The sequence below is a fragment of the Micromonospora auratinigra genome, from assembly GCF_900089595.1.
Lineage (GTDB): Bacteria > Actinomycetota > Actinomycetes > Mycobacteriales > Micromonosporaceae > Micromonospora > Micromonospora auratinigra.
On sequence record NZ_LT594323.1, the window covers coordinates 2,640,739 to 2,661,360 of the forward strand.

Sequence of the window (20,622 nt, forward strand, 5' to 3'; positions counted from 1 at the left end):
AGCCTGCCCAGTCCGGGGTATAAATCATAATTGGCACTGGCTTATCAAGCACCCTGTTGAGTTCTCAAAGAACAACCACACACCATCCGGCAAGCCCCACCCAGTGGAACCCCCGTCCGGGGCATTTCGTCCGCGTCCCCGCCGCTCCCGCGCCGGGCACTTTTACTACGTTACCCGGTGGTTTCCGCCGTGTCAAACCGGTGTATCGCGGTTTGCCACGCTTCCACCCAATTTCCGGGCACCTCAAATCATCCGACTTCCGTCGGACTCCCCGAGGATTTTCAGCAGGACGGCCGCCGCGGTTTCCCGCCCTGTCGTCCGCATCCCTGCCGGCCGATAACCTTACCCGGTCAGTTCCGCCCCACCAAATCCGCCCTCCGGCGGATCCGGGGCACCACCCGGGCCTCAGGTCCTACGCTCCGGCCGCTCAGGTCTTTCGCCCTGTTTCGCCCGTTCCGCGCTGGCAGAGAAAAAGTTACGCGCCCGACGAGTTGATCGTCAACTCGATCGGACGCGTCCCAGGTCACACCGCTCCCCTCGGCCAATCCAAACGGCAGCTCCTCAACTTCTACGGCGTCGTGTACGGCACGTAAACAAGAGAGCAGGCGGCGTTCTTGCCGCACCGCTGCCGCAGTACACGGCCACCCTCCGATACAGAGCGGTGGCGCTCTGTTTCCTGGCAGGCGCGGCCCTACGCCGCCCTGCACGCGGCCCGGCTCCGTCCCGGGCAGGAGGTGCTGCTGCCGGACACCCCGTTCCTGCACCTGTTCGTGCCCCGGGGCGCGGTAGCGGTGGAGGGCACCGGAGCGCTCGGGGCCGGGGACGGGGCCCGCTACACCGCCGTCGGCGGCCAACGCGTCACCGCCACGGAACCCGCGGAGATCCTCGTCTGGGAGATGCACGCCACCCTCACCGAGCGGGACTGAGCATCGGCGCCCCGGCCGGCGCGTCCCGCATCCGCGCCACGGCGGACGGGCTCAACGCCATCGCGGCCCGGCGCGGTCAGTCGCTGGCACAACTCGCGCTCGCCTGGGCACTGCGCGACGAACGGATGACCAGCCTGGTGGTGGGCGCGTCGAGCGTGGCCCAGGTGGCGAACAACCTCGGCGCGCTGGAGAACCTGCGGTTCACCGCGGACGAGCTGGTCGAGATCGACCGGTGCTCCGTCGACGCCGACGTCGCCTGGTCTGCGGCCGGGGGCGGCCGCCCACGGTGTCGTGGTCCTCGCGGTCGGCCTCCCCCGCTCGCCCCGGGACCAACCCCCGCATTCCGGACGTCCGCTCAGAGACTCCCGCCTCCGCTGCTGCGGAGGTTGCTGCCGTCCGTGGGGTTGCGGTGGTCGTCCAGACGGCGGCGGGCCTGCGCCGACGCCGCCAGGTCACGGACCCGTTGGTCCCCGTCGACGGCCGCCCGTCGGTGACGGCGCCACCACGCCAGCGCTGCGAGAGCCGGCAGTACGACGACGAGGATGACGAGCCAGCCCATGTCCGCCTCCGGGGTGCGATCCTGCCGTCCAACGTGCGCGCCCAGGTCAAGGGGCACGACCGGCGACCGGGACGGCCGGCGGCCGCGGCCGAGGGAGACCGCCCGACTCCCGTCCCGCCGGGGTGGACGGGCGCGGGCGACGCGGGCATGTGCTCCTCCCGGCGCTGCCACGGCCCGTACCCGATTGACGGACGGTTGCGCCGGTCCTACGGTCGCGCGGTGCGCCGGGGAGAGATCGTCGTCCCGGTCGAGCAGGTCCGCGCGCTGATCGACGAGCAGTTCCCCGAACGGTCGGACCTGCCGCTCGTCGCGCTGCCGTCGACCGGCACCGACAGCGCGCTGTTCCGGCTCGGCGACTCACCGACCGCGCGGCTGCCCCGGGCGCCGGCGGCGGGCGCGCGGCCTGCCCCGAGAGCGGCGCGGCGGACGGCCGAGTGGTCACGGACCGGAACGGCGGGCCAGCAGTACCACGACCACCCCGACGAACCGGTCGGTGCCGGTGACGGCGAACTCGCGGCGGAGCAGCTCGGCCCGGGCGGGCGGGATGCCCTCGTACGGGTCGCCCGCCCCGCCGACGACCAGCCAGATCCGCCGGACGTCGCCCAGGCAGGGAGCGGGATCGACGCAGTCGATCGCCCAGAACCCGCCGGAGCGGCCGGGCGGCACGGCGAGGAAGACGTCCCGCGGCGTCGTGCGCAACTGGTACGCCATCGGCAGTGGGGCGCTCCAACCACGCCAACCGGAGTAGGCGATGCCGTCACCGGGCTCGTACCGCCGGTCGATCAGGGCGGCGGCGGCGCGGTAGTCCGCCTCCCCCGGCACCGGGCTGCGTCGGGCCTCCACCTGGCCCGGCAGGCCCACCCCGGCGACGGCCAGCACGGCCGCGCCGAGCACCGCCGCAGGCCCGCCCGCCGGCAGTGCGCGCCGCAGCGCGGCGACCGGCACGGCGATCCCGACCGCCGCCAGCAGCGCCCAGGCGGGCAGCGTGAACAACACGAACCGGGCCAGGAAGAGGTGCACCAGCGGGTGGCTCAGGTAGCAGCACACCGCCGGCGCCACGGCCCAGACCAGCAGCGGACGGAGCAGTGCGCGTCGCCGGCGCCAGAGCACGGCGGCACCGAGCAGGCCGGTCCCGACGAACGTCACGGCGACCGGGAGGGAGCCGAACAGCTCCCGGGGGAAGCGGGCGAGCGCCGCCTGGTCGCGGGTGATCCAGGAGACCTGGTCGGCCTGGCGGGACGCCGCGTACAGCAGGGGCGCCGCGGCCACGGCGACCACCAGCACGGTGAGCGCCCAGGCCCGCCGGGCACCGCCGCGGCGGAACGCCGAGCCGACCAGCAGCGCGTGGGCTGCCAGCACCGTCGCCGCGACGGCGTGCAGGCAGGTCAACGCCAGCAGGCAGCCGCCGTAGCGGACCCACCGCGGCCACGAGGGCCGGTCCAGCGCCCCGACCAGGGCGAGCGTGGCCAGCACGGTGAGGGCGACGACCCAGGCGTACGAACGGGCCTCCTGCCCGTACCGGGACACCGACGGGATCGCGACGAAGAGCAGGCCGGCCGTGACGCCGACGGTGCCGTCGTACAGCTTCGCGCCGAGCAGGGTGAGCGCGCCGGCGGCCACCGCCGTGCCGACGACGGACGGGAACCGCAGGGCGAGGGTGGAGTCCCCGGCCAGCGCGGTCCACCCGCGCAGGGCCAGGTAGTAGAGGGCGTGGGTGAGGTCCATGTTGCCGAGCAGATGCCGCAGCTCCGGCCACGGGAGGGTGGTGGTCAGCCAGCTGACCGACTCGTCGAACCAGATCTCGCGGCCGCCGCTGCCGAGGGCCGCGACCGCGAACGCGACGAGACTGACGGGCAGGGCGACGGGGGTACGCGACACCAGCGCGCCGGCCCGGCGTGCCGACGCGGCCGGCGCGCGGCCGGGCGCGGTGGGGTGCCGGTCCGACCTGACGGGCTGGGACACGCTCACGCCGGCGGACGGCCTACTGCTCGACCCGGGTACGCGGCACCATCTCCGGTGACCAGCCGACGTCGTACCGGGGGGCGGCGACGGCCCGGGCGAAGGCCTTGGCGACGGCGGGCGAGCTGACGATCCGCCAGTCGACCTCCTTGCGCGCCTCGAACCAGATCAGGCCGATGATGTCCGGGTGGCGGGGCAGCAGCTCGAAGGCCTGTCGGATCCACTCGGCCTTGCGCCCCTTGCCGTCGGAGGCACCGGTCTCGGTGATGACCAGCGGCTTGTGGGTGAAGCCGCGGATCTCCCGGATCGACCGGTTGAAGATCGCGTCGAAGGACCGGTACGTCGAGAGCGCCCCGGTGCCGTAGTAGCCGGAGAGCCCGACCCAGTCGACGTAGTCGTCGCCCGGATAGAACGTGGCGAGTTTCGGGGTGGAGTCGTCCCACCTGACGTTCGGGCTCCACGTCCAGATGACGTTCTGCACCCCGGCGGCCTCGAACACGGCGTGGACGTGCCGCCAGGCCTTGACGTAGTCACCCGGCCGGTTGCCGTTGACCGACTCGCACCACGGGTACCAGTCGCCGTTCATCTCGTGGGCGAACCGGATGGCCACCGGGTACCCGAGGGCCTTGATGCCCTGCGCCCACGACCGCAGGTGCGGGTCGAAGTTCCCCTGCGCGATCTGGGCCAGCCGGTACCGGGGCTGGTCCGAGCGGATCCTGTCGATCTTGCGGTTGCTGAGGCCCTTCTTGCGGTAGGTCTCGTCCAGCCGGTAGTCCCACGGTTCCCACGCCAGCATCGGCAGCATGCCCCGGTCGCGGATCCGGTCGAAGAGTGCCCGGTCGAAGGCCGCCGACGCCCATCCCGCGCCGAAGAGCATCGCCTGCGGCTGACGCTTCGCGGCGGTGGCGAACGCGTTCACCGGCGTGAAGTCGTACGGACCTTCGTTCGTCATGACGCCGATGAACGTCTTCCCGGCCGGCGGAAAGAGCACCGGCTCCGGGCGCGGCGGCGGTGCGGGGGCGCTCGGTGCGGCCGACGCCGGGCCGGTCGGCGCGGCCTGCCCCCGGGCTCCCGACGCCGTGCGCGGCGCGATCACGAAGGCGTACGTGAGCAGCAGCGCGGTGATCAGCGCCAGCATGCTCCGCGGCAGGGTCAGCCTCGCCATGGCACACTCCGTTTCGCCGGCACCCGCGTCCCCGGCGGGTGTTGGTCCTCGTTACGGGTGCCCGCGGCGGCGGGGGCCCCGTCGTCGCGGTGTCGCCCGCGGCGTGTCACACCGGAGCCGATGGCGATCAACGGCGGGCCCAGGCCGGTCAGGAGGGTCAGCGCCGGCCAGACCCACAGCAGGGTCAGGCCGTGGTCCAGCAGGAAGCTCGCGCCGAGCACGGCGGCGGCGAAGGCTGCCCAGCCGAAGTGCAGCCGGAAGGTGCCGAGCGACTCGGTGGTGCGCAGCTTCCCCTTGGCCGTCACCACGAACGCGAGCTTGCGCCGCAGCAGCGCGCCGACCGCGGCGGCTACGTAGACGGGACCGGTGAAGAGGGCCAGCGCCATGCCGACCACACCGATCTCCTCCCGTTCGTGCGGGGCGAGGTTGAACCGACGCAGCCAGAGCCACAGCGCGAACCAGGTGCCGATGGTGCCGGCCCAGAGCACCGACCACACGGTCACGTCGAGCTGGGCCGTGCCAACGCCGGTGAGCAGGTACAGGGCGGTGGCGAGGTTGCCCAGCAGGAGGCCGACGGCGACGCTCGGGTAGTAGAACTGGAGCAGCCGGTAGTGCCAGCGGCGCCGCGTGCCCAGCTCGCGCGGTGCGCGCAGTTCGGGGCGGACCAGGATCTCGCAGATGCCGGCCGCCCACCGCTTCTGCTGGTTGAAGTAGTCGGCCCACGAGGTCGGGCCCTCCCCGATGGCCACCACGTCGGGGGTGTAGACACCCTTCCAGCGGTTGCCGGTGTGCGGGTTGACGGCGGCGTGGACCCGGATGCTGGTGAGGTGGTCCTCGATGATGGAGTCCTGGTAGCCCCCGACGCTGCGCCAGGCCGCCGGTCGGTAGAGGTGGCCTGTGCCGGTGAGCAGTGGCGCGTCCAGCCCGTTGCCGCCGCGCGCGATGAGTCCGTTGTAGAGGTACTGCTGCACCGACGCGCCGTGCGCGACCCAGTTCTGGTGCATGTTGCCGTAGACCTGCGGGGTCACCACGAAGGCGACGTCCGGGTCGCGGAAGTAGCCGAGGGTCCGTTCCAGGAAGCCCGGCAGCGGCACGTGGTCCGGGTCGACGTTGGCCACCACGTCGTAGCCGTGCTCGTGCTCGGCCCGCCAGGCGTTGTGGTTGCCCGACTTCGTCCTGGCCCGGAACTCGCCGCGCGGCTGGTTGTACTCGGGTCGGCCCTTGCGGCTGAAGTGCCGCACCCCGAGCCGTGCGGCCATCTCCTGCACCGCGGGGTCGTCCCCCTCGTCGAGGATCCAGACGTCGACCTGGCCGCAGTAGACGATCTGCCGCATCCGCCGCAGGGTCCGCTCGGCGACGTCGAGCGGCTCCTTGCTGGGCACGATGGTGGTGAGCAGCGCCACCCGCAGGCCGACGGGCGGATCGACGGGGACCGGATCCTTGGCGTGGAACGCGAAGACCCAGATCACGACGTTCTGCGCGAGGCGGATCAACTCCACGCCGACGACCACGCAGAAGCCGAGCCGGGCCGCCGTCGTCTGCCAGCTGCCGATCCCGGTCACGCCGGGCCCCGGCACGTGCGCCGGGAGCAGCAGCCACCCGATGAACAGCAGCCCGGCGGCGCTGTTGACGAGAACCAGGAGCGTCAGGATCAGCCGGGACGCGGGCGACAGGGCCGGCCGGAACCGGACGGGCGCCGCCACGTGCTCCGGTGCGGTCAGCGGTCCGGCCGTCGTACCGCACGCCGCGTAGGCGCGGCGCGCCCGGACGTTGCGCTGCCGACGGTCGGGCGGCTCCGACGACCCTCCGATCGAGGTCAGGGCCGGAGCGACGGCGATGTCCTGCCCGGCGACGGGAGACCGCCGGGTATCGCTGGCGATGGCCACATTGCCCCCATGAATGTCTGCCCGACTCGAACTCGACCGGAGCTGATGCTATTCGGACAATTAGCTCAAAGCGGGCTGGTTACGTAAATGACTATGAGCCGCGCTCTCCTCAGCCACCGGCGGGATGCGCCTCGCGTGCCGTCGCACCGTCGGCGGGTCGCGTCCACAAGTGAACGACCCTCGTGAGATAGCCGGTCGCCCGCTCGTGCCCCCCGGGCGTGGACCGGGCCAGCTGCGCCGGGGCGCCGAGGACCGCGACCGCCACCAGGGCAACCGCGCACCACCGGGCGCGCACCCGCGCCAGCGCGACCGCGCCGAGGGTGGCCCACGCGGGCAGCGTGAAGAGCAGCACCTCCGGCACCCAGACCGGCGCCGCCTGCGCGACCAGCAGCAGGCCCAGCGGCGGCACCACCGCCCAGGCGGTGTAGAGGGCCGCGGAGCGTCGCAGCGGCAGGCTGAACAGCGCCAACCCGGCCAGCCCGATCCCGAGGGCGGTGACGCCGAAGAGGTTACGGGGCGTCGCGGCCAGCACGTCCAGAGTGGGCTCCGACCCCCGCCCGATCCCGCCGCCGACCACGCCACCGTCGAGCCCCAGCGCGACAGCCGCGGGGAGCGCGCCGAGGATCGCGACAGCCGACCACCGGCCGACCACCCCGCGTCGGAAGACGACAACCGACCAGCCGTGCCCGGCGAGCAACAGCAGCGCGAGACCGTGCGAGAGGCCGAGCAGCAGCACCGCGGCGCCGTAGCCGGCGAAGCGTCCGACGGTCGGCCGGTCGACCGCCCGCACGAGCAGCAGCGTGGCGAGCACGGCAGCGAACACCGTCAGCGCGTACGGCTGGACCTCCTGCGCATACCGGGTCGACGTCGGCAGCAGCGCGAAGATCACGCCGGCCAGCAGGCCCACCCGCGGCGTGAAGAGTCGGGCCGCCAGGAGCCCGACGAGGGCCGCGGCGGCGGTGACGGCCACCGTCGACACCACCCGTACCGCCGGGCCGGGCGTGCCGAGCACCTCCGCCCACCAGCGCAGCAGCGACGAACCGGCGAGGCCCGGGGTGTCGCCGCCCGGCGGAGCGGCCGCGCCGGCCCGCAGGAGGCAGAGCACGGCCGTCACCAGTGCCGGCACCAGCCAGGCGGCGACCCGCCACCGGCCGGTGTCGGTCGTCGCCGGGGCGACCATCGCGTGGTCCTCACCCCAGGGGTCCTCCACGTCGACCTCCGTCGACGCCAGTCGGGGCAGGACTATGGTGTCCGCGTCCTTCATCGTGTCTCACGCATCTCTGTCGGATCCGGCGGTGCACACCGCGGTGGGGGCGCGCCTCACGGCGGCGCGAGCCGGGTGTACGCGCGGCGCGGGCAGCACGCGGCGCAGGACCGGCCGGAGTCCTGGATCGGGTACGGGTGTCACCTGGAGCATAGAGAACAGAGCTGGACATATAGGTCGTATGCGGCATAAGCCCCGACTGAGGGATCAACCGTCGATTCGGGCGCCCCGCCCCCGGTCCAGCGGCGCGTGCAGCGCTGCTGGGCGTCCAGTGGCTCGCCGCAGCCGGTGGTGCGGACCGCCCGGTACGGCCTGCCGCTCATGCTCGCCATCATCGGCGGAACCTACGCACCAACAACATGATCATCGTGTGCGACCACGACGCCTGGACCGTCGAAACTGACACGGCGGTCTTCCCGCTCGCCGCCCCGACGAGCGTCCAGTCCTGCACAGCAAAAATCCCCGCCCAGCAGGACGGGGATCGCGCGAAACGCGACGAGAAATCACGCTTCGTGTAGAAACAATGTGTCCGAGGGGCGAGACGAACCAATGCTCACCGCCGACGACCATCAGCAAGACGCCAAGCCTCAGACAAGTGTCATCGCTTTGGTGACCCCTTGCGGATCCGCGGATAGACCAGCGTCCCGCATGCCCTGTTCCGAGGACCTGCCGGTGCGATCCGACTCTCGGCTTGGCGAGTTCCTGACGACTCCGCCATTATCGGCAGCGGTTCAGGTCATTGCCACGCCACCCGCGCCACGAGCGCGCCTCGCCCATCCCGAAGGGACCATTTATGCGCGTTGTTGTCTTCGGCGCCACCGGTGGAACCGGCCAGGAGCTGGTCCGTCAGGCGCTTGACGGCGGCCACCGGGTGACCGCCGTGGTGCGTGAGCCGGGCCGGCTGCCGGTGCGGCACACCGACCTCACGGTCGTCACAGCGGAGGTCAGTGACCCCGCAGCGCTCGAACCCGTCGTACGGGGACACGATGCCGCATTGTCCGCCCTCGGGGCGCCCACCAACAAGCAGGCGGGAATCGCCTCGCGGGCCACCGCGTCAATGTTGGCCGCCCTGCGGAGCGCCGGTGTCGACCGGTTTCTGGCGGTCAGCGCGGCACCCGTCGGTGCGATGCCGGACGACGAGCCGGTCCTGTCGCGCGCGGTCATCATCCCGCTGGTGCGGCGGGTGTTCCGGGACATCTACCTCGATCTGGCGAAGATGGAGGACCTGATTCACGCGGAGGATCTGGCGTGGACGGTGCTGCGGCCGCCGCGGCTGCTCGACCGCCCCCGGTCCGGCAGGTACCGGCAGGTGATCGGAGCGAACGTGCCGGGCGGGTCGACGATCGGCCGGGCCGACCTGGCCCACGCCATGCTGGACATGATCCCTGACGCCGCCACGATCCGGCAGGTGGTCGGAGTCGCGTACTGAGCACCGAGCGCGGGGTGCCTACCGGGCATCCCGCGCGCACATGCTGGCCAGCACATCCTCGCCGGCGTAGAACACCTGGCCGACCCGCCGCCGGCGCGAGCCCGGTGATCTCGCCAACCAGTAGACGGTACCCACCGGCACCTGTCAGCTGGCCGCGACATCAACGGCGGTGAAGCCGGGCGAGGAGGGGCCGGATCAACGCGCCGGGGATCCGGTGCCACCGGTGTCGAGCCCAGGTGTGGCGTTGGTGGGAGGTGCAGACCGCTGGGACGGCGATGAACTGCGGGTGCCGGCGCCCGTGATCGCCGATCAGCCGGACAGCGAGGTCGCACCGGTCAGCGACAGCAGCGGGGCTGCCTTCACCCGCGTCTCCTCGATCTCAGCCTCCGGATCGGAGAGGGCGATGATCGCGCCACCTGATCCGTAGCGCACCAGCCCCGGAGTGGCGACCGCGGTGCGGATGACCACGCTGAGATCCAGAGTGCCGTGCAGCGAGAAGTAGCCCAGCGCCCCAGAGTAGATTCCACGCGGACCCCCCTCCAGCCGGTCGATGATCTGCATGGTGCGCCGCTTCGGGGCGCCGGTCATCGAGCCTGGGGGAAAGGCCGCCTGCACGGCCTGCACGCCGGTGCAGTCCTCGCGCAATACGGCCTGCACCGTGCTGACCAGTTGGTGAGCCATCGAGTGGGTCTCCACGCGGAACACGCCGACAGCGTGGACCGATCCGGGGCGGGCACACCGTCCGAGGTCGTTACGGACCAGGTCGACGATCATCAGGTTCTCGGCACGGTCCTTGACGCTGGTGGCCAGCTCGGCCGCGTAGGCGTGGTCCTCCTCAGGGGTGGCGCCGCGCGGGCGGGTGCCCTTGATCGGCCGCGACTCCACCACCGAGTCGGTCCCGACCCGGATGAATCGCTCCGGCGAGGTGCTCAGCACGTGCGTGTCACCGAGCCGCAGGTACGCGCCGAAGGGAGCGGGGCTGCTGGCGCGCAGGAACAGGTAGCCGGCCCAGGGGTCGAGATCCGCCTCGACCTCGACCATGTTGGTGAGGCAGACCTGGTACGTCTCCCCCGCGGCGATCAGGCGCTGGCACTCGGCAATGAGCTCCCGGTACCGCTGCTCGTCGTGACGTAGCCGTAACGGCGGCGCCGCCGTAGGCCGGTCCGCTCGGATGGTGGCTGGAGGCACCTGGGACAGGACCTGCTCAGCGTGATCGAGCCAGCGTGTCGGAGCCGTCTCGTCGTGCTCGGCCAGGGCCAACAGGTGCGCCATGCCGGTGTGGTGGTCGAGCACGAGCGCCCGATCGCTGAAGAGCATGACCGCGTCCGGGCCGTCGGCGCGGTGCGCCACATTACCGCCGCATTCGGCCTTGAGTTCGTAGCCGAGGTGGCCCACCCAGCCGAGCGTGAACGGCACGGGCAGGCCCGGATCGGCAATCCGGGTGGCGGCGAGGTCGCGGTCCAGCCAGGGCAGGAACGGCTCGGGGGTGGCGTGCGTCGACTCGCCGCCCCGGACGGTCACCGTGCCCCGACCGACGTCGGCGGTCGCGATACGGCCGAGTGGTCCGTCGGCATCGCCCATGATGGAGAAGCGGCCGAGGTCCGCGTCGGGGCGGCTGCTGTCCAGCCAGTAGGCGTGTTCGGCCGATCCGAACAGCGCGGTGAACGCCGCTTCCGGCGGCCACGCGGCCGGCACCTGCCTGGCCAGCACCCGCAGCGCACGCCGCCGGGCGGGACGCAGCCGCGACGGCACGGTACGGCCGGGCAGCGGCGCGCGGCCCGAGCCGGCGTGCCGCTCGGTGAGTTCAGCGAAGTTGGCCAGCAGCCGTACGCCGTACGCGCTGCCGATCGACTCAGGGTGGAACTGCACGCCCCAGTGCGGAAGAGCACGGTGGGCCAGCCCCATCACGACACCGTCGTCGCTCCACGCGGTGACGGCCAGTCGTGGCGGTGTCTCGGTGACGACCAACGAGTGGTAACGCGTCACCTCGAACGGCGACGGAATGCCCTCGAACAGGCCGGTACGGTCGTGGCGGACCGGTGTCACGCGTCCGTGGCAGGGCTGGATCCCACGCTCGACACGTCCTCCGTGCGCGATGGCGAGGCCCTGATGCCCGAGGCAGACGCCGAGGGTGGGCACGGTACCCGCGCGTAGGACATCGCGGCACAGGCCGAAGTCGGCGTCGCGTCCGGGGTGCCCCGGGCCGGGCGACAGCACCACGTTGTCAAACTCGCGCAGATACTCGAGGCGCCAGCGGGGGTCATCGTTGACGATGACTTCCGGCTGTTCCCCGTTGGCCTCGGTCAGCAGGTGGAACAGGTTGTAGGTGAACGAGTCGTAGTTGTCGACCAGCAGTGTCCGCATGCTTCCCCGTTTTCCGTGCTCGGTCCGTCAGGCTTGGCCAGCCCGCGTGGCGACCTCGATGAGCAGGTGCTCCACCTCCTGCTCACCCTCAAGGAACACCGCACTGCGCCGGATGTGCAGCTGCCGATTGCACTCGACGGCGATGCGGCGCAGCTCGTCCAGGTCGCCCCGGGCGCTGAAGTGCAGCAGGGCCCGCCCGCCCGGTGTCAGCCACCGCGGCGCCTGTTCCAGGTAACGCCGGTGGGTGACGTAGCCAGCATCGACATACGCCCGCTCGTGCACGTTGGCGTACCGGTAGTCGTCCGGGGCGAGCACATAGTTGGAGTGCCAGAAGACGACGTCGAAGCGTTCGGCGCCGTCGAGCGCGTCGAACAGGTCACTGTGGATGCTGTCGAGGCGGTCGGCAACGCCATGGCGGGACGCATTGCGCTGGGAGTTCACCACGGCTTGCGGGTTGACGTCGACGGCGACGACCCGGTCGCAGCCGGCCAGGGCGGCGCAGGTGGCGATGACGCCGGTGCCGCAGCCCATCTCCAGGAAGGATGACCGGCCCACCTTCCGTGATCACGCGCCGGAGTCCATCGGAGAATCCGCGCCCACGGTCGACAACCGCGCGCCGCCCACTTTGACTTTCTTGACAGTCATTTGACTTACCCCGGCCGCCGGGGTGCCCATAACTCGCGAACGGAGCGACGTCGTCACAATGAGGTACAGTGCCGACGCCCGTCAGGTGACCGTCTGAGTGGTTTGTCCGTCCGCGCGGGACACCTGCCACCCGCCCCACGGGGGCGGTCGACAAGCTAGCGGAGGAAACATGACCGTGTTCACCGAGCGGGAACTGGCCTTCCTGAGTGAACAACTTCTGGGCAGGCTGGCCACCGTCCAGCGGAACGGCACCGTGCAGAACAACCCGGTGACGTTCGGGTACAACACCACGCTGCACACGATCGACATCGACGGCCACGGCATGGAGACCAGCCAGAAGTTCCGCAACGTGGCGGCCGGCTCCAGCGTCTCGCTGGTGGTTGACGACGTGCTTTCCACCAAGCCGTGGAGCGTGCGCTGCCTGGAGATCCGCGGCAGCGCCGAGGCCCTGCCAGAGGCGACGAACGCGGCGGGCGAGCCGACCGGCGCGCTCATCCGGATCCACCCCCGCCGCATCCTGAGCTTCAACATCGACCCCGACGCGGGCATCCGGTCGGTGGCGGGCTGACGCGCGGGTGACCGGGCGGCGAGAAGGCCGCCCGGTCACCCCTGGTAGCCGTGCAGGAAGGTGCGCACCCCGGCCGACACCATCGCGGCCACCTCGCCCTCGGCCGGCGGACCGACCCGGTAGGGCAGATTGTCCGCCGAGATCAGCACCATCAGATGGCCTGCGGCGCGCTCCGGATCGTCCATCTTGAGCGGGTGCCGCTCTGCGATCGCGCACAGCCGCTCGGCCAGTTCCCGGCGCACCCGCTGCGGCCCGTTCTGCTGCCAGGCGGCGATGGCCGCGGCGGGAATGTGCTCCGCCTCGGCGTGAATCTGCCGGACCAACGCGAAGTGCGGCGCGTTGGTCGAGTTGCGCACCGAGATCCAGTCGATGCCGAACGCGACGAGGTCGCCCTCCAACTCGACGATCTTGTGCAGGTGGCGGTCGATGATCGCGAGCTGGGTCTCCACCAGCCGGCGCGAGCTCTCCTCGATGACCGCCTCGAACAGGCTCGCCTTGTCCTTGAAGTGGTTGTAGATCGTCCGGCTGGACACGCCGGCCTCGGCGGCGATCGCGTCCAGACCGGCTCGTGCGTAGCCGTCTCGCGAGAAGAGCGCCAGCGCGCCCTCGATGATGGCTCGCCGTTTGTCCGGGGAGCCCCCGCCCGACCAGCTGTTCGACTTCTCCGTCACGGCCCGAGTCTAGCGCCATTACAACGGTCGTTGTAGTTACAGTAACGTTCGTTGTAACCTGGTTCTCGCGGAAGTCCTCGACTGGAGAGAGAGCACGTCATGACCAAGATCGGGATCATCCTGGGCAGCACCCGTCCGGGTCGCCGGGGACAGCAGGTCGCCGAGTGGGTGGCCGAGGTCGCCGCCAAGCAGCAGGACGACGTGACCTACGAGATCGTCGACGTCGCCGACTTCGACCTGCCGCTCCTCGACGAGGAGCAGCCGGCCCTGTTCGGCAGGTACGGCAAGGAGCACACCCGGCGCTGGGCGCAGACGATCGCGTCGTACGACGGGTTCGTCTTCGTGACGGCGGAATACAACCACTCCGTCCCGGGCGCGCTCAAGAACGCGCTCGACTACCTGTTCGCCGAGTGGCACCACAAGCCGGCCGGCTTCGTCAGCTACGGGCTGCACGGCGGCACCCGCGCCGTCGAGCACCTGCGGCTCATCCTGGCCGAGCTGAAGGTACCGACCGTACGCACGCAGGTCGTTCTTTCGATCTTCAACGACTTCACCATGTCGGCGCCGACCGAGACCGGCACGTTCACGCCGGGGGCCCACAACGAGCCGACCCTGGCCACCATGCTCGGCGAGATCGTCGCCTGGTCCACGGCGCTGGAGTCGCTGCGCAGCCCGGCCCTCGTATGACCCGCGTCGACAGCCGGTCCGCGCCGCCGCTGGAGATCAGCCCCGAGACCTGGCGCCTGGCCTGGGTCGTCGCGTTCGGCGCGTTCGCCGGCGGCCTCGACACCTCGCTGATCAACATCGCGCTCAACACCATCGAGCGCGACTTCGGCGCCGATCTCGAGCTGGCGCAGTGGATCTCGAGCGCGTACCTGCTGGCCCTGGCCGTCTCCCTGCCCGTGTGCGCGTGGCTGGGGCGGCGGCTGGGGGTGGGCCGGCTCTGGCTCGGGGCGCTGGTGGCGTTCACCGTCGTCTCCGGCCTGTGCGCGGCGGCGCCGTCGATACCGGTGCTCATTGGCCTGCGGGTGCTGCAGGGCCTGACCGCGGGCCTGCTCGTGCCGGCCGGTCAGACGATCCTCGGCCAGGCCGTCGGTCCCGGCCGGCTCGGACGGGTCATGGCTCGGATCGGCATCGCCGTGGTGCTGGCGCCGGCCCTCGGCCCGGTCCTCGGCGGGCTGCTGCTGCACGGCCTGTCCTGGCGCTGGCTGTTCCTGATCAACGTGCCGATCGGGATCCTCGCCATCCTGGCCGGGCTGAGGTGGATCCCGCACGAGAAGGGCACCCACACCGGCCCACTCGACGTGGCCGGGTTTGCCTACGTCGGGCTCGGCCTGCCGCTGACCGTCTACGGCCTCACCAACTGGGGGGCGCTCGGCACGCCCGAGCCCGCCCGGGTGCTGCTGCCGCTGGTTCTCGGCTGTGCCGGCATGGCCGCGTTCGTGGTGCACGCGCTGCGGCGCACCGACCCGCTGCTGGACGTGACGCTCTACCGGACGTCGGCCTACACGGCGGCGAGCGTGGCGTTCGTGTTCAACGGGGCGCTGACCTTCGGCTGTGCGCTGCTGATCCCGCTCTACTTCCAGCTGCTGCACGGTGAGGGCGTGGTCGAGACCGGTCTGCGCACGCTCGCGCTGGGTGCCGGCACGGCGGTCATGCTGCCGTTGAGCGGCCGGCTGACCGACCGGTACGGCGGTGGGCCGATCGCCGCCATCGGCACGCTGTGCACGGCCGTCGCCACCGGCGCCTTCGCCCTGGGGCTCGACCAGCAGCCGGTCCTCGAGCAGGCCATGATCTTCCTGCTCGGGATGGGCACCGGCATGGCGTCCACCCCGCTCATGGTGTCGGCGTTCACCGCAGTGCCCCGCGACCGGCTGCCCGACGCCACCTCGCAGATCAACATCATCGTCCGCATCGGCGGTGCGCTCGGTGCGGCGATCTATGCCGTGGTGCTGGCCCGCGCCCTGTCGGCCGGCCCGCATCATGCCTTCCGGGTCGCCTTCACCTGGCAGGCCGGCACCGGCATGGCGGCCTTCGCGGGCGCCCTGCTGCTGTGGTTCATCCTGTCCCGCAACGGTGACCGGGCCACCGCCCCGGCGCAGCACTGAGCACTGCCGCACCCGGCACGAACCTCGCCGTTCGCCGCCCCCGTGGCGAGCGGCGAGGCTCCATCGCGGCGATCGGCAAGACGTGCCGCGTGACCGACGGCGAGCGGAGGGCTGGGCCGGTGGGCCGACCGGCGGCCGGGTAACGGAACGGCCGAGCCGGTGGGGATCACCCACATTCGGCCGAGGGCTCCGCCGAAGCGGGTGGCGACGCCGCGCGGATCGCGTCGAGCAGGCGGGCCTCGTGCAGGACTGCTTCGTCGAGCTGGGCCCGTCCGTCGCGGACGGCGCGGGCGAAAGCGGTGAGGGTCAACCCGATCTGGTCGGCCGCCGGCACCACGATCTCGGTGGTGCCGGACCGGTCCTCCCGGCGGATCACCGGCCGGTGATCCGCCGGCGGGGTGAAGACGTGGTCGACCGAGAGTCGGCCGGCGCTGCCCGCGATCTCATAACCGGAGCGGTACCCGTGGTCCATACCGAACTCGAGCTGGGCGCTCACTCCCCCGCGCGTACGCAACAGTGCGGCACCCGCCGTCTCCACCTCGGCCCCGCCGCTGCGTGACAGCACCGCACCAGCGACCACCAGGTCGGGGCCGAGAAGACGCAGCGCCGCCCGGACCGGATAGACGCCGGTGTCGGCCAGCGCGCCCCCGCCGAGGTCCCGCCGCAACCGGATGTCGCCGGCCGGGCGCCGGGGCACGGTGAAGACGGCCCGGAACGTGCGCGGCTCCCCGATCACCCCCGCCGCGACCAGCCGGGCCACCTCGGCGTGCTGCGGATGGTGCACGAACGCGATGTTCTCCATCAGCGCCAGCCCGCGGCGTCGTGCCTGCTCGGCCACGTGCGCCGTCTCGGTGAAAGAGGCGGTCAGCGGCTTCTCGGCGAGCACGTGCTTGCCGGCGTCGAGGGCGGCGCCGGTCCACCGCGCGTGCAGGGCCAGCGGGAGGGGGACGTAGACCGCCTCGACGCCGGGATCGGTCAGGACACCCTCGTAGCCGGTGACGGGCCGGCATCCGAACCGCGCCGCGGCGCCGGCGGCCCGGGCCCGGTCGCGGCTGGCGACCGCGACCAGGTCGACGTCGGCGGACGCGGACATCGCGGGCAGCATGCGCCGCACCGCGATGTCCGCCACGCCGAGCACACCGACGCGCACCGGTGTCACCACACCTCTGCCGCTCCGGTGGTCAGGCACGCGAGGAGCGTACGGGCCTGGACGTTGACGTAGTTGCCGTGCCACAGCAGGGCGGAGAGGCGCTCTGGCGCGACCCAGCGGAAGCCGGGCGGCGGTTCGGCGGCGGCGACGTCGTCCGGGGCCTCGACGAACAGGTACCGGCTCTCGGCGTCACGGAACCGGCCGCCTTCCTCGGCGTGCACGGCCTCGTAGCAGATGCGGTCGGGGGCGGCGCCGAGCACCGCGGCGAGGAACGGCGGCGGTACGGGATGGCTGTCCGGCTGGCACTGCACCGTGGGGCCGAGCTCGACCGTGTCGCGGAAGCCACCCTCGACGCGGGCAGCCGCGAGCACCTGCGGGCCGGCCGGGGCCCGGCGGGTCAGGAACGCACAGACGCCCCGGTTCACCGGTGCGAACAGCGGCTGGTGCCAGCTCCTCACCTCCCGGTTGCCGGCCTCCACCCGTACCGTCTCGACCCGGAAGAACCGGCCGTCGGGCCGCGTGATGCGGTCGGCCTCGCGCACCCAGCCGCCGACCTCGGACAGCGGGATCCGCTCGGTCGCGAGGCGGCGCCGGCTACGCTCGGCGGTGATCCAGAACAGCAGCTCCGGATCGGGCGTGGTGGCCGCGCCGAGGCAGGCGAGGATGGAACGGGCGTCCATGTTGACGACGTTGTCGTGGCGCAGCAGCTCGCCGAGCTGGCCGACGGTGAGCCAGCGGAAGTCCTCGTGCGCCGGCACGTCGGCGGTGGTCTCCACGACCATGTTGCGGTTGGCCTTCTGGTAGAACCACGAGCCGTGCTCGGACTGGAGCACGTCGACGAGGGTGTCGCGGTGCTCGGCGGTGAAGTGCTCGACGTAGCGGACCCGCGCGCCGCGGTGCACGCGCAGGTAGTTGCTGCGGGTCGCCTGCACGGTCGGCGACAGCTGAACCAGTCCGGGGTTGCCGGGCTCCATCTTGGCCTGCACGAGCAGATGCAGTACGCCGTCGATGTCCTTGGCGAGCAGTCCGAGGATCCCGATCTCGGGCTGGCGGAGCACCGGCTGCTCCCACCGCGCGGCCGGGTCGTCGTCAACGGTGGCGCGCAGGCCCTCGATGGCGAAGAAGCCGCCGCTGCGGTGGCGCAGGTTGCCGGTGACCGGGTCGAACGACCAGTCCTCCTGGGCGTCGAACGGCACCGGCTCGACCCGGAAGCCGTTGGACCGGCGCCGGTCGCCGAGCCAGTCGAGCACGTCGGCCGTACGCACCTCGGCGCCCTCGGTCCGCTGCCGGGCCGACCGTGCGATCCGCTCGGCGAGGTCGGCCGCGCTCACCCGTGACCGACCACGAACTCGGACACCGAGAGGGCGACGTAGTCGATCATCTCCTCGGTGAGGGCCGGGTAGACGCCGACCCAGAAGGTCTGCTCGGTGACGATGTCGCTGTTGCGCAGGTCGCCGACGACCCGGTAGTCCCGGTCGACGTAGGCGGGGTGCCGGGTCAGGTTGCCGGCGAACAACCGGCGCGTACCGATCTTGCGATCCTCCAGGAAGGCGACAAGCTCGGCCCGCCGGAACGGCGCTTCCGGCGCCACCGTGATGGCGAAGCCGAACCAGCTCGGGTCGCTGCCCACGGTCGCCTCCGGCAGCAGCAGGTGGGGCAGGCCGTCGAGGCTCTCGCGCAGGCGGCGCCAGTTGCGACGGCGGATCGCGCAGAACTCGTCGAGGCGGGCGAGCTGGGTGAGGCCGAGCGCGGCCTGCAGATCGGTGGTCTTCAGGTTGTACCCGACGTGCGAGAAAATGTACTTGTGGTCGTAGCCGGCCGGCAGCGTACCCATCTGGTATTCGAACCTTTTCAGGCACTTGTTGTTCTCGCCCGGCTCGCACCAGCAGTCCCGGCCCCAGTCGCGCATCGACTCGACGATCCGGGCCAGCCCCAGGTCCGCGGTCAGTACGCAGCCGCCCTCGCCCATCGTCAGATGGTGCGCGGGATAGAAGCTGACCGTGGACAGGTCGCCGAAGGTGCCGGTGAGCCGACCACGATAGGTGGAGCCGACCGCGTCGCAGTTGTCCTCGACGAGGAAGAGCCCGTGGTCGCGGGCCAGCCCGGCGATTTCTTCGACCTCGAACGGGTTGCCGAGGGCGTGCGCGATGACGATGCCGCGGGTGCGGGGGCCGATCGCGGACGCCACCCGATCCGCGGTGGTGTTGTAGGTGGCGAGTTCGATGTCGACGAAGACCGGGACGAGGCCGTTCTGCAGGATCGGGTTGACCGTGGTCGGGAAGCCCGCGGCCACCGTGATGATCTCGTCGCCCGGCCGCAGCCGCCGGTCGCCGAGCGCCGGTGAGGTCAGGGCCGAGACGGCGAGCAGGTTGGCCGATGAACCCGAGTTGGTCAGGTGCGCCTTGCGTCGCTTCATCGTGCGGGCGAACTGCGACTCGAACTTGCGGGAGCTGACCCCGGCCGCGATCCGCATCTCCAGCGCCGCCTCGACGAGGGCGACGCGGTCCGACTCGTCGAGCGTCGCGCCGGACGGCCAGATCTCGGTGACCCCCGGGACGAAGCCGGCGTCGGTGACGGTGTCCTGGTGGTACTTGCGGACCTCGTCGAGCAGAAGCTGTCTGTGCACACTCATTGTCGTCCCTCGCTGTCGTGTCTCGGCTGACCGGGCGCTGCGAGCAGGTCCCGCAGGGAGGCGTCCAGGTCTCGTTCCGGTTTCCAGCCCAGCGACCGCACCGCGCGGTCGATGAGCACCCGCTGCCAGGGGGCGTCGGTGCGCGCGCGCACCGGTGGGGGCTCCTCGACGATGCGCACGTGCCGGCCGCTCAGCGCGATCAGGCGGGTTGCCACGTGACGCACCGGCACCGTTTCGCCCCGGGCGATGTTGAACAGGCGGCCGCCGGCCTCCGCCGCTCCGGCGGCCACGACCGCGGCGGCGACGTCGCGGACGTCGACGAAGTCGCGGTACGCCAGCAGCGGGGCCAGGCGCAGGGGACCCGGCTCGGCGGCCGCGAGGTGGCGGGCGATCATTCCGGGCAGGCTCTCCGGCGGGGCGCCCGGGCCGCACGCGTTGGCGACCCGGAGCACCACGGCGTCCAGGTCGGCCGCGTCCAGCACCGATCGGGTGGCGGCGAGCTTGGTGGTGCCGTACGGTCCGACCGGCCGCGGCGGCGTGTCCTCGTCGAGGGCCGTCCCCTCGGGCACCGGGCCGTACTCGTGCACGCTGCCGATCTGCACCAGCCGAGGCGGACCGGCCAGCACGCCGAGCTCGTCCACGAGCCGGCGCACGAACGCGACGTTGACCTCGCGCATGCGCCGCTCGTCGGACTGCCAGACCACGCCGGCCGCGTTGACCACGAGGGTGGGCCGGTGCGCCCGCAGGAACGTGCCGAGGTCCGCCCGGCCGGCGGCAGTTGACGCGTGTCCGGCGGAACCACCGGGGGCCCATCCCTCCCTGATGTGCGGCCGCCCGGATCGTCGCCCGGCTGGGCGACGATCACGCTGTGCTGGCCCGAGCCGTGGGCGGACCACCGGGTGATCGAGGCGTATCGGCACGTTCCGGGGCGACGGCGCTGTCCGCGCCGGGAACTCTCACCGGAGTCCACACCGCGATGGCCGACGCCCGAATCCTGCATCGTCCACTTGCCACGCACACCGCAGCTCAAGCGATCATCACCGAGTGCGACGTCGAGCTGCAGCGCTACCGCGCCGCCCTCGTCGCGGGCGCCCATCCGTCGGGGTCGGAGGCTGGTCGGGCAGACCGACACCGAACGCGCCCGCGCGGAAGCCGACCTACGCGCCGTCGCGGGCACCACCCCGGGCCGGATGAGCCGAGCGAGAGCTTGGCCCTGGTGACCATGCTCGGCGACATCACCACCGTGCTCCGTGACGTCGACCCGGCCGGTCAGGCCGAGGTCTATCGGCAAACTCG

Annotated in this window: 17 protein-coding genes and 1 pseudogene; 7 read left to right on the top strand and 11 right to left on the bottom strand. The window is 71.9% G+C overall.

Translation table 11 applies throughout. The features are described from left to right. Positions 1–734: 734 nt before the first annotated feature. Complete coding sequence (locus GA0070611_RS32395) at positions 735–926, top strand: pirin family protein (protein ID WP_231921426.1); 192 nt, start codon at positions 735–737, stop codon at positions 924–926. Next, a pseudogene (locus GA0070611_RS31800) lies at positions 890–1,159 on the top strand (aldo/keto reductase); the annotation flags it as partial. The gene GA0070611_RS32395 and the pseudogene GA0070611_RS31800, both read left to right, overlap by 37 nt. Positions 1,160–1,923: 764 nt before the next feature. Here GA0070611_RS31800 and GA0070611_RS11830 read toward each other — a convergent pair. The 4 genes from GA0070611_RS11830 to GA0070611_RS11845 all read right to left on the bottom strand — a co-directional run bounded on the left by GA0070611_RS11830 (position 1,924) and on the right by GA0070611_RS11845 (position 7,759). Continuing rightward, complete coding sequence (locus GA0070611_RS11830) at positions 1,924–3,447, bottom strand: glycosyltransferase family 39 protein (RefSeq protein ID WP_091662547.1); 1,524 nt, start codon at positions 3,445–3,447, stop codon at positions 1,924–1,926. Positions 3,448–3,466: 19 nt separating this feature from the next. Next, positions 3,467–4,609 (bottom strand): glycoside hydrolase family 26 protein, encoded by a 1,143-nt coding sequence (locus GA0070611_RS11835; protein WP_091662550.1) that lies wholly within the window; start codon positions 4,607–4,609, stop codon positions 3,467–3,469. Then, the gene (locus GA0070611_RS11840) at positions 4,597–6,312 is read right to left on the bottom strand and encodes a glycosyltransferase family 2 protein (protein ID WP_231921427.1); all 1,716 of its coding nucleotides are present in this window, start codon (positions 6,310–6,312) and stop codon (positions 4,597–4,599) included. Before GA0070611_RS11840 ends, GA0070611_RS11835 begins: the two co-directional genes overlap by 13 nt. 292 nt (positions 6,313–6,604) lie before the next feature. Then, entirely contained in the window at positions 6,605–7,759 is a 1,155-nt protein-coding gene (locus GA0070611_RS11845; RefSeq protein WP_091662561.1) for a glycosyltransferase family 39 protein, read from the bottom strand. Positions 7,760–8,118: 359 nt separating this feature from the next. Here GA0070611_RS11845 and GA0070611_RS31080 point away from each other — a divergent pair, with 359 nt between their 5' ends. Both GA0070611_RS31080 and GA0070611_RS11850 read left to right on the top strand, forming a co-directional pair. Then, positions 8,119–8,277, top strand: coding sequence for a hypothetical protein (locus tag GA0070611_RS31080; RefSeq protein ID WP_157740306.1), 159 nt, complete (start codon positions 8,119–8,121; stop codon positions 8,275–8,277). Positions 8,278–8,552: 275 nt separating this feature from the next. Next, a complete protein-coding gene (locus tag GA0070611_RS11850; RefSeq protein ID WP_091662566.1) occupies positions 8,553–9,188 on the top strand; it encodes an NAD(P)-dependent oxidoreductase in 636 nt (211 codons plus the stop codon). A 309-nt stretch (positions 9,189–9,497) separates the two neighbouring features. On the opposite strand, the gene pabB is transcribed toward GA0070611_RS11850, so the two are convergent. Both pabB and GA0070611_RS11860 read right to left on the bottom strand, forming a co-directional pair. Further along, positions 9,498–11,552 (bottom strand): aminodeoxychorismate synthase component I, encoded by a 2,055-nt coding sequence (gene pabB / locus GA0070611_RS11855; RefSeq protein ID WP_091662569.1) that lies wholly within the window; start codon positions 11,550–11,552, stop codon positions 9,498–9,500. 27 nt (positions 11,553–11,579) lie between these two features. Beyond that, entirely contained in the window at positions 11,580–12,107 is a 528-nt protein-coding gene (locus GA0070611_RS11860; RefSeq protein WP_269456362.1) for a methyltransferase domain-containing protein, read from the bottom strand. 259 nt (positions 12,108–12,366) lie between these two features. Here GA0070611_RS11860 and GA0070611_RS11865 point away from each other — a divergent pair, with 259 nt between their 5' ends. Next, positions 12,367–12,765 carry a PPOX class F420-dependent oxidoreductase gene (locus tag GA0070611_RS11865; RefSeq protein WP_091662576.1) on the top strand — a complete coding sequence of 133 codons (399 nt, stop codon included), beginning with the start codon at positions 12,367–12,369 and terminating at the stop codon, positions 12,763–12,765. A 35-nt stretch (positions 12,766–12,800) separates the two neighbouring features. Here the strand turns inward: GA0070611_RS11865 and GA0070611_RS11870 are convergent, their stop codons facing one another. Next, entirely contained in the window at positions 12,801–13,436 is a 636-nt protein-coding gene (locus GA0070611_RS11870; protein WP_091662580.1) for a TetR/AcrR family transcriptional regulator, read from the bottom strand. 99 nt (positions 13,437–13,535) lie between these two features. Between GA0070611_RS11870 and GA0070611_RS11875 the strand changes: the two genes are divergently transcribed. Together GA0070611_RS11875 and GA0070611_RS11880 are read left to right on the top strand one after the other, a co-directional pair. Beyond that, positions 13,536–14,123, top strand: a complete 588-nt coding sequence (locus GA0070611_RS11875; protein ID WP_091662584.1) for an NADPH-dependent FMN reductase — start codon at positions 13,536–13,538, stop codon at positions 14,121–14,123. Beyond that, positions 14,120–15,544 carry a DHA2 family efflux MFS transporter permease subunit gene (locus GA0070611_RS11880; protein WP_091662587.1) on the top strand — a complete coding sequence of 475 codons (1,425 nt, stop codon included), beginning with the start codon at positions 14,120–14,122 and terminating at the stop codon, positions 15,542–15,544. The genes GA0070611_RS11875 and GA0070611_RS11880 overlap by 4 nt, the downstream gene beginning before the upstream one ends. A 166-nt stretch (positions 15,545–15,710) precedes the next feature. On the opposite strand, the gene GA0070611_RS11885 is transcribed toward GA0070611_RS11880, so the two are convergent. Genes GA0070611_RS11885 through GA0070611_RS11900 form a run of 4 tightly spaced genes read right to left on the bottom strand, consistent with a single transcriptional unit; the run spans position 15,711 to position 20,246 of the window. Beyond that, positions 15,711–16,694 (bottom strand): Gfo/Idh/MocA family protein, encoded by a 984-nt coding sequence (locus tag GA0070611_RS11885; protein WP_231921428.1) that lies wholly within the window; start codon positions 16,692–16,694, stop codon positions 15,711–15,713. 5 nt (positions 16,695–16,699) lie between these two features. Next, entirely contained in the window at positions 16,700–18,025 is a 1,326-nt protein-coding gene (locus GA0070611_RS11890) for an NDP-hexose 2,3-dehydratase family protein (RefSeq protein WP_091662592.1), read from the bottom strand. After that, complete coding sequence (gene rfbH, locus GA0070611_RS11895; RefSeq protein ID WP_091662597.1) at positions 18,022–19,326, bottom strand: lipopolysaccharide biosynthesis protein RfbH; 1,305 nt, start codon at positions 19,324–19,326, stop codon at positions 18,022–18,024. The genes GA0070611_RS11890 and rfbH overlap by 4 nt, the downstream gene beginning before the upstream one ends. Further along, positions 19,323–20,246, bottom strand: coding sequence for an NAD-dependent epimerase/dehydratase family protein (locus tag GA0070611_RS11900; RefSeq protein WP_091662602.1), 924 nt, complete (start codon positions 20,244–20,246; stop codon positions 19,323–19,325). Before GA0070611_RS11900 ends, rfbH begins: the two co-directional genes overlap by 4 nt. Positions 20,247–20,622: the final 376 nt, after the last annotated feature.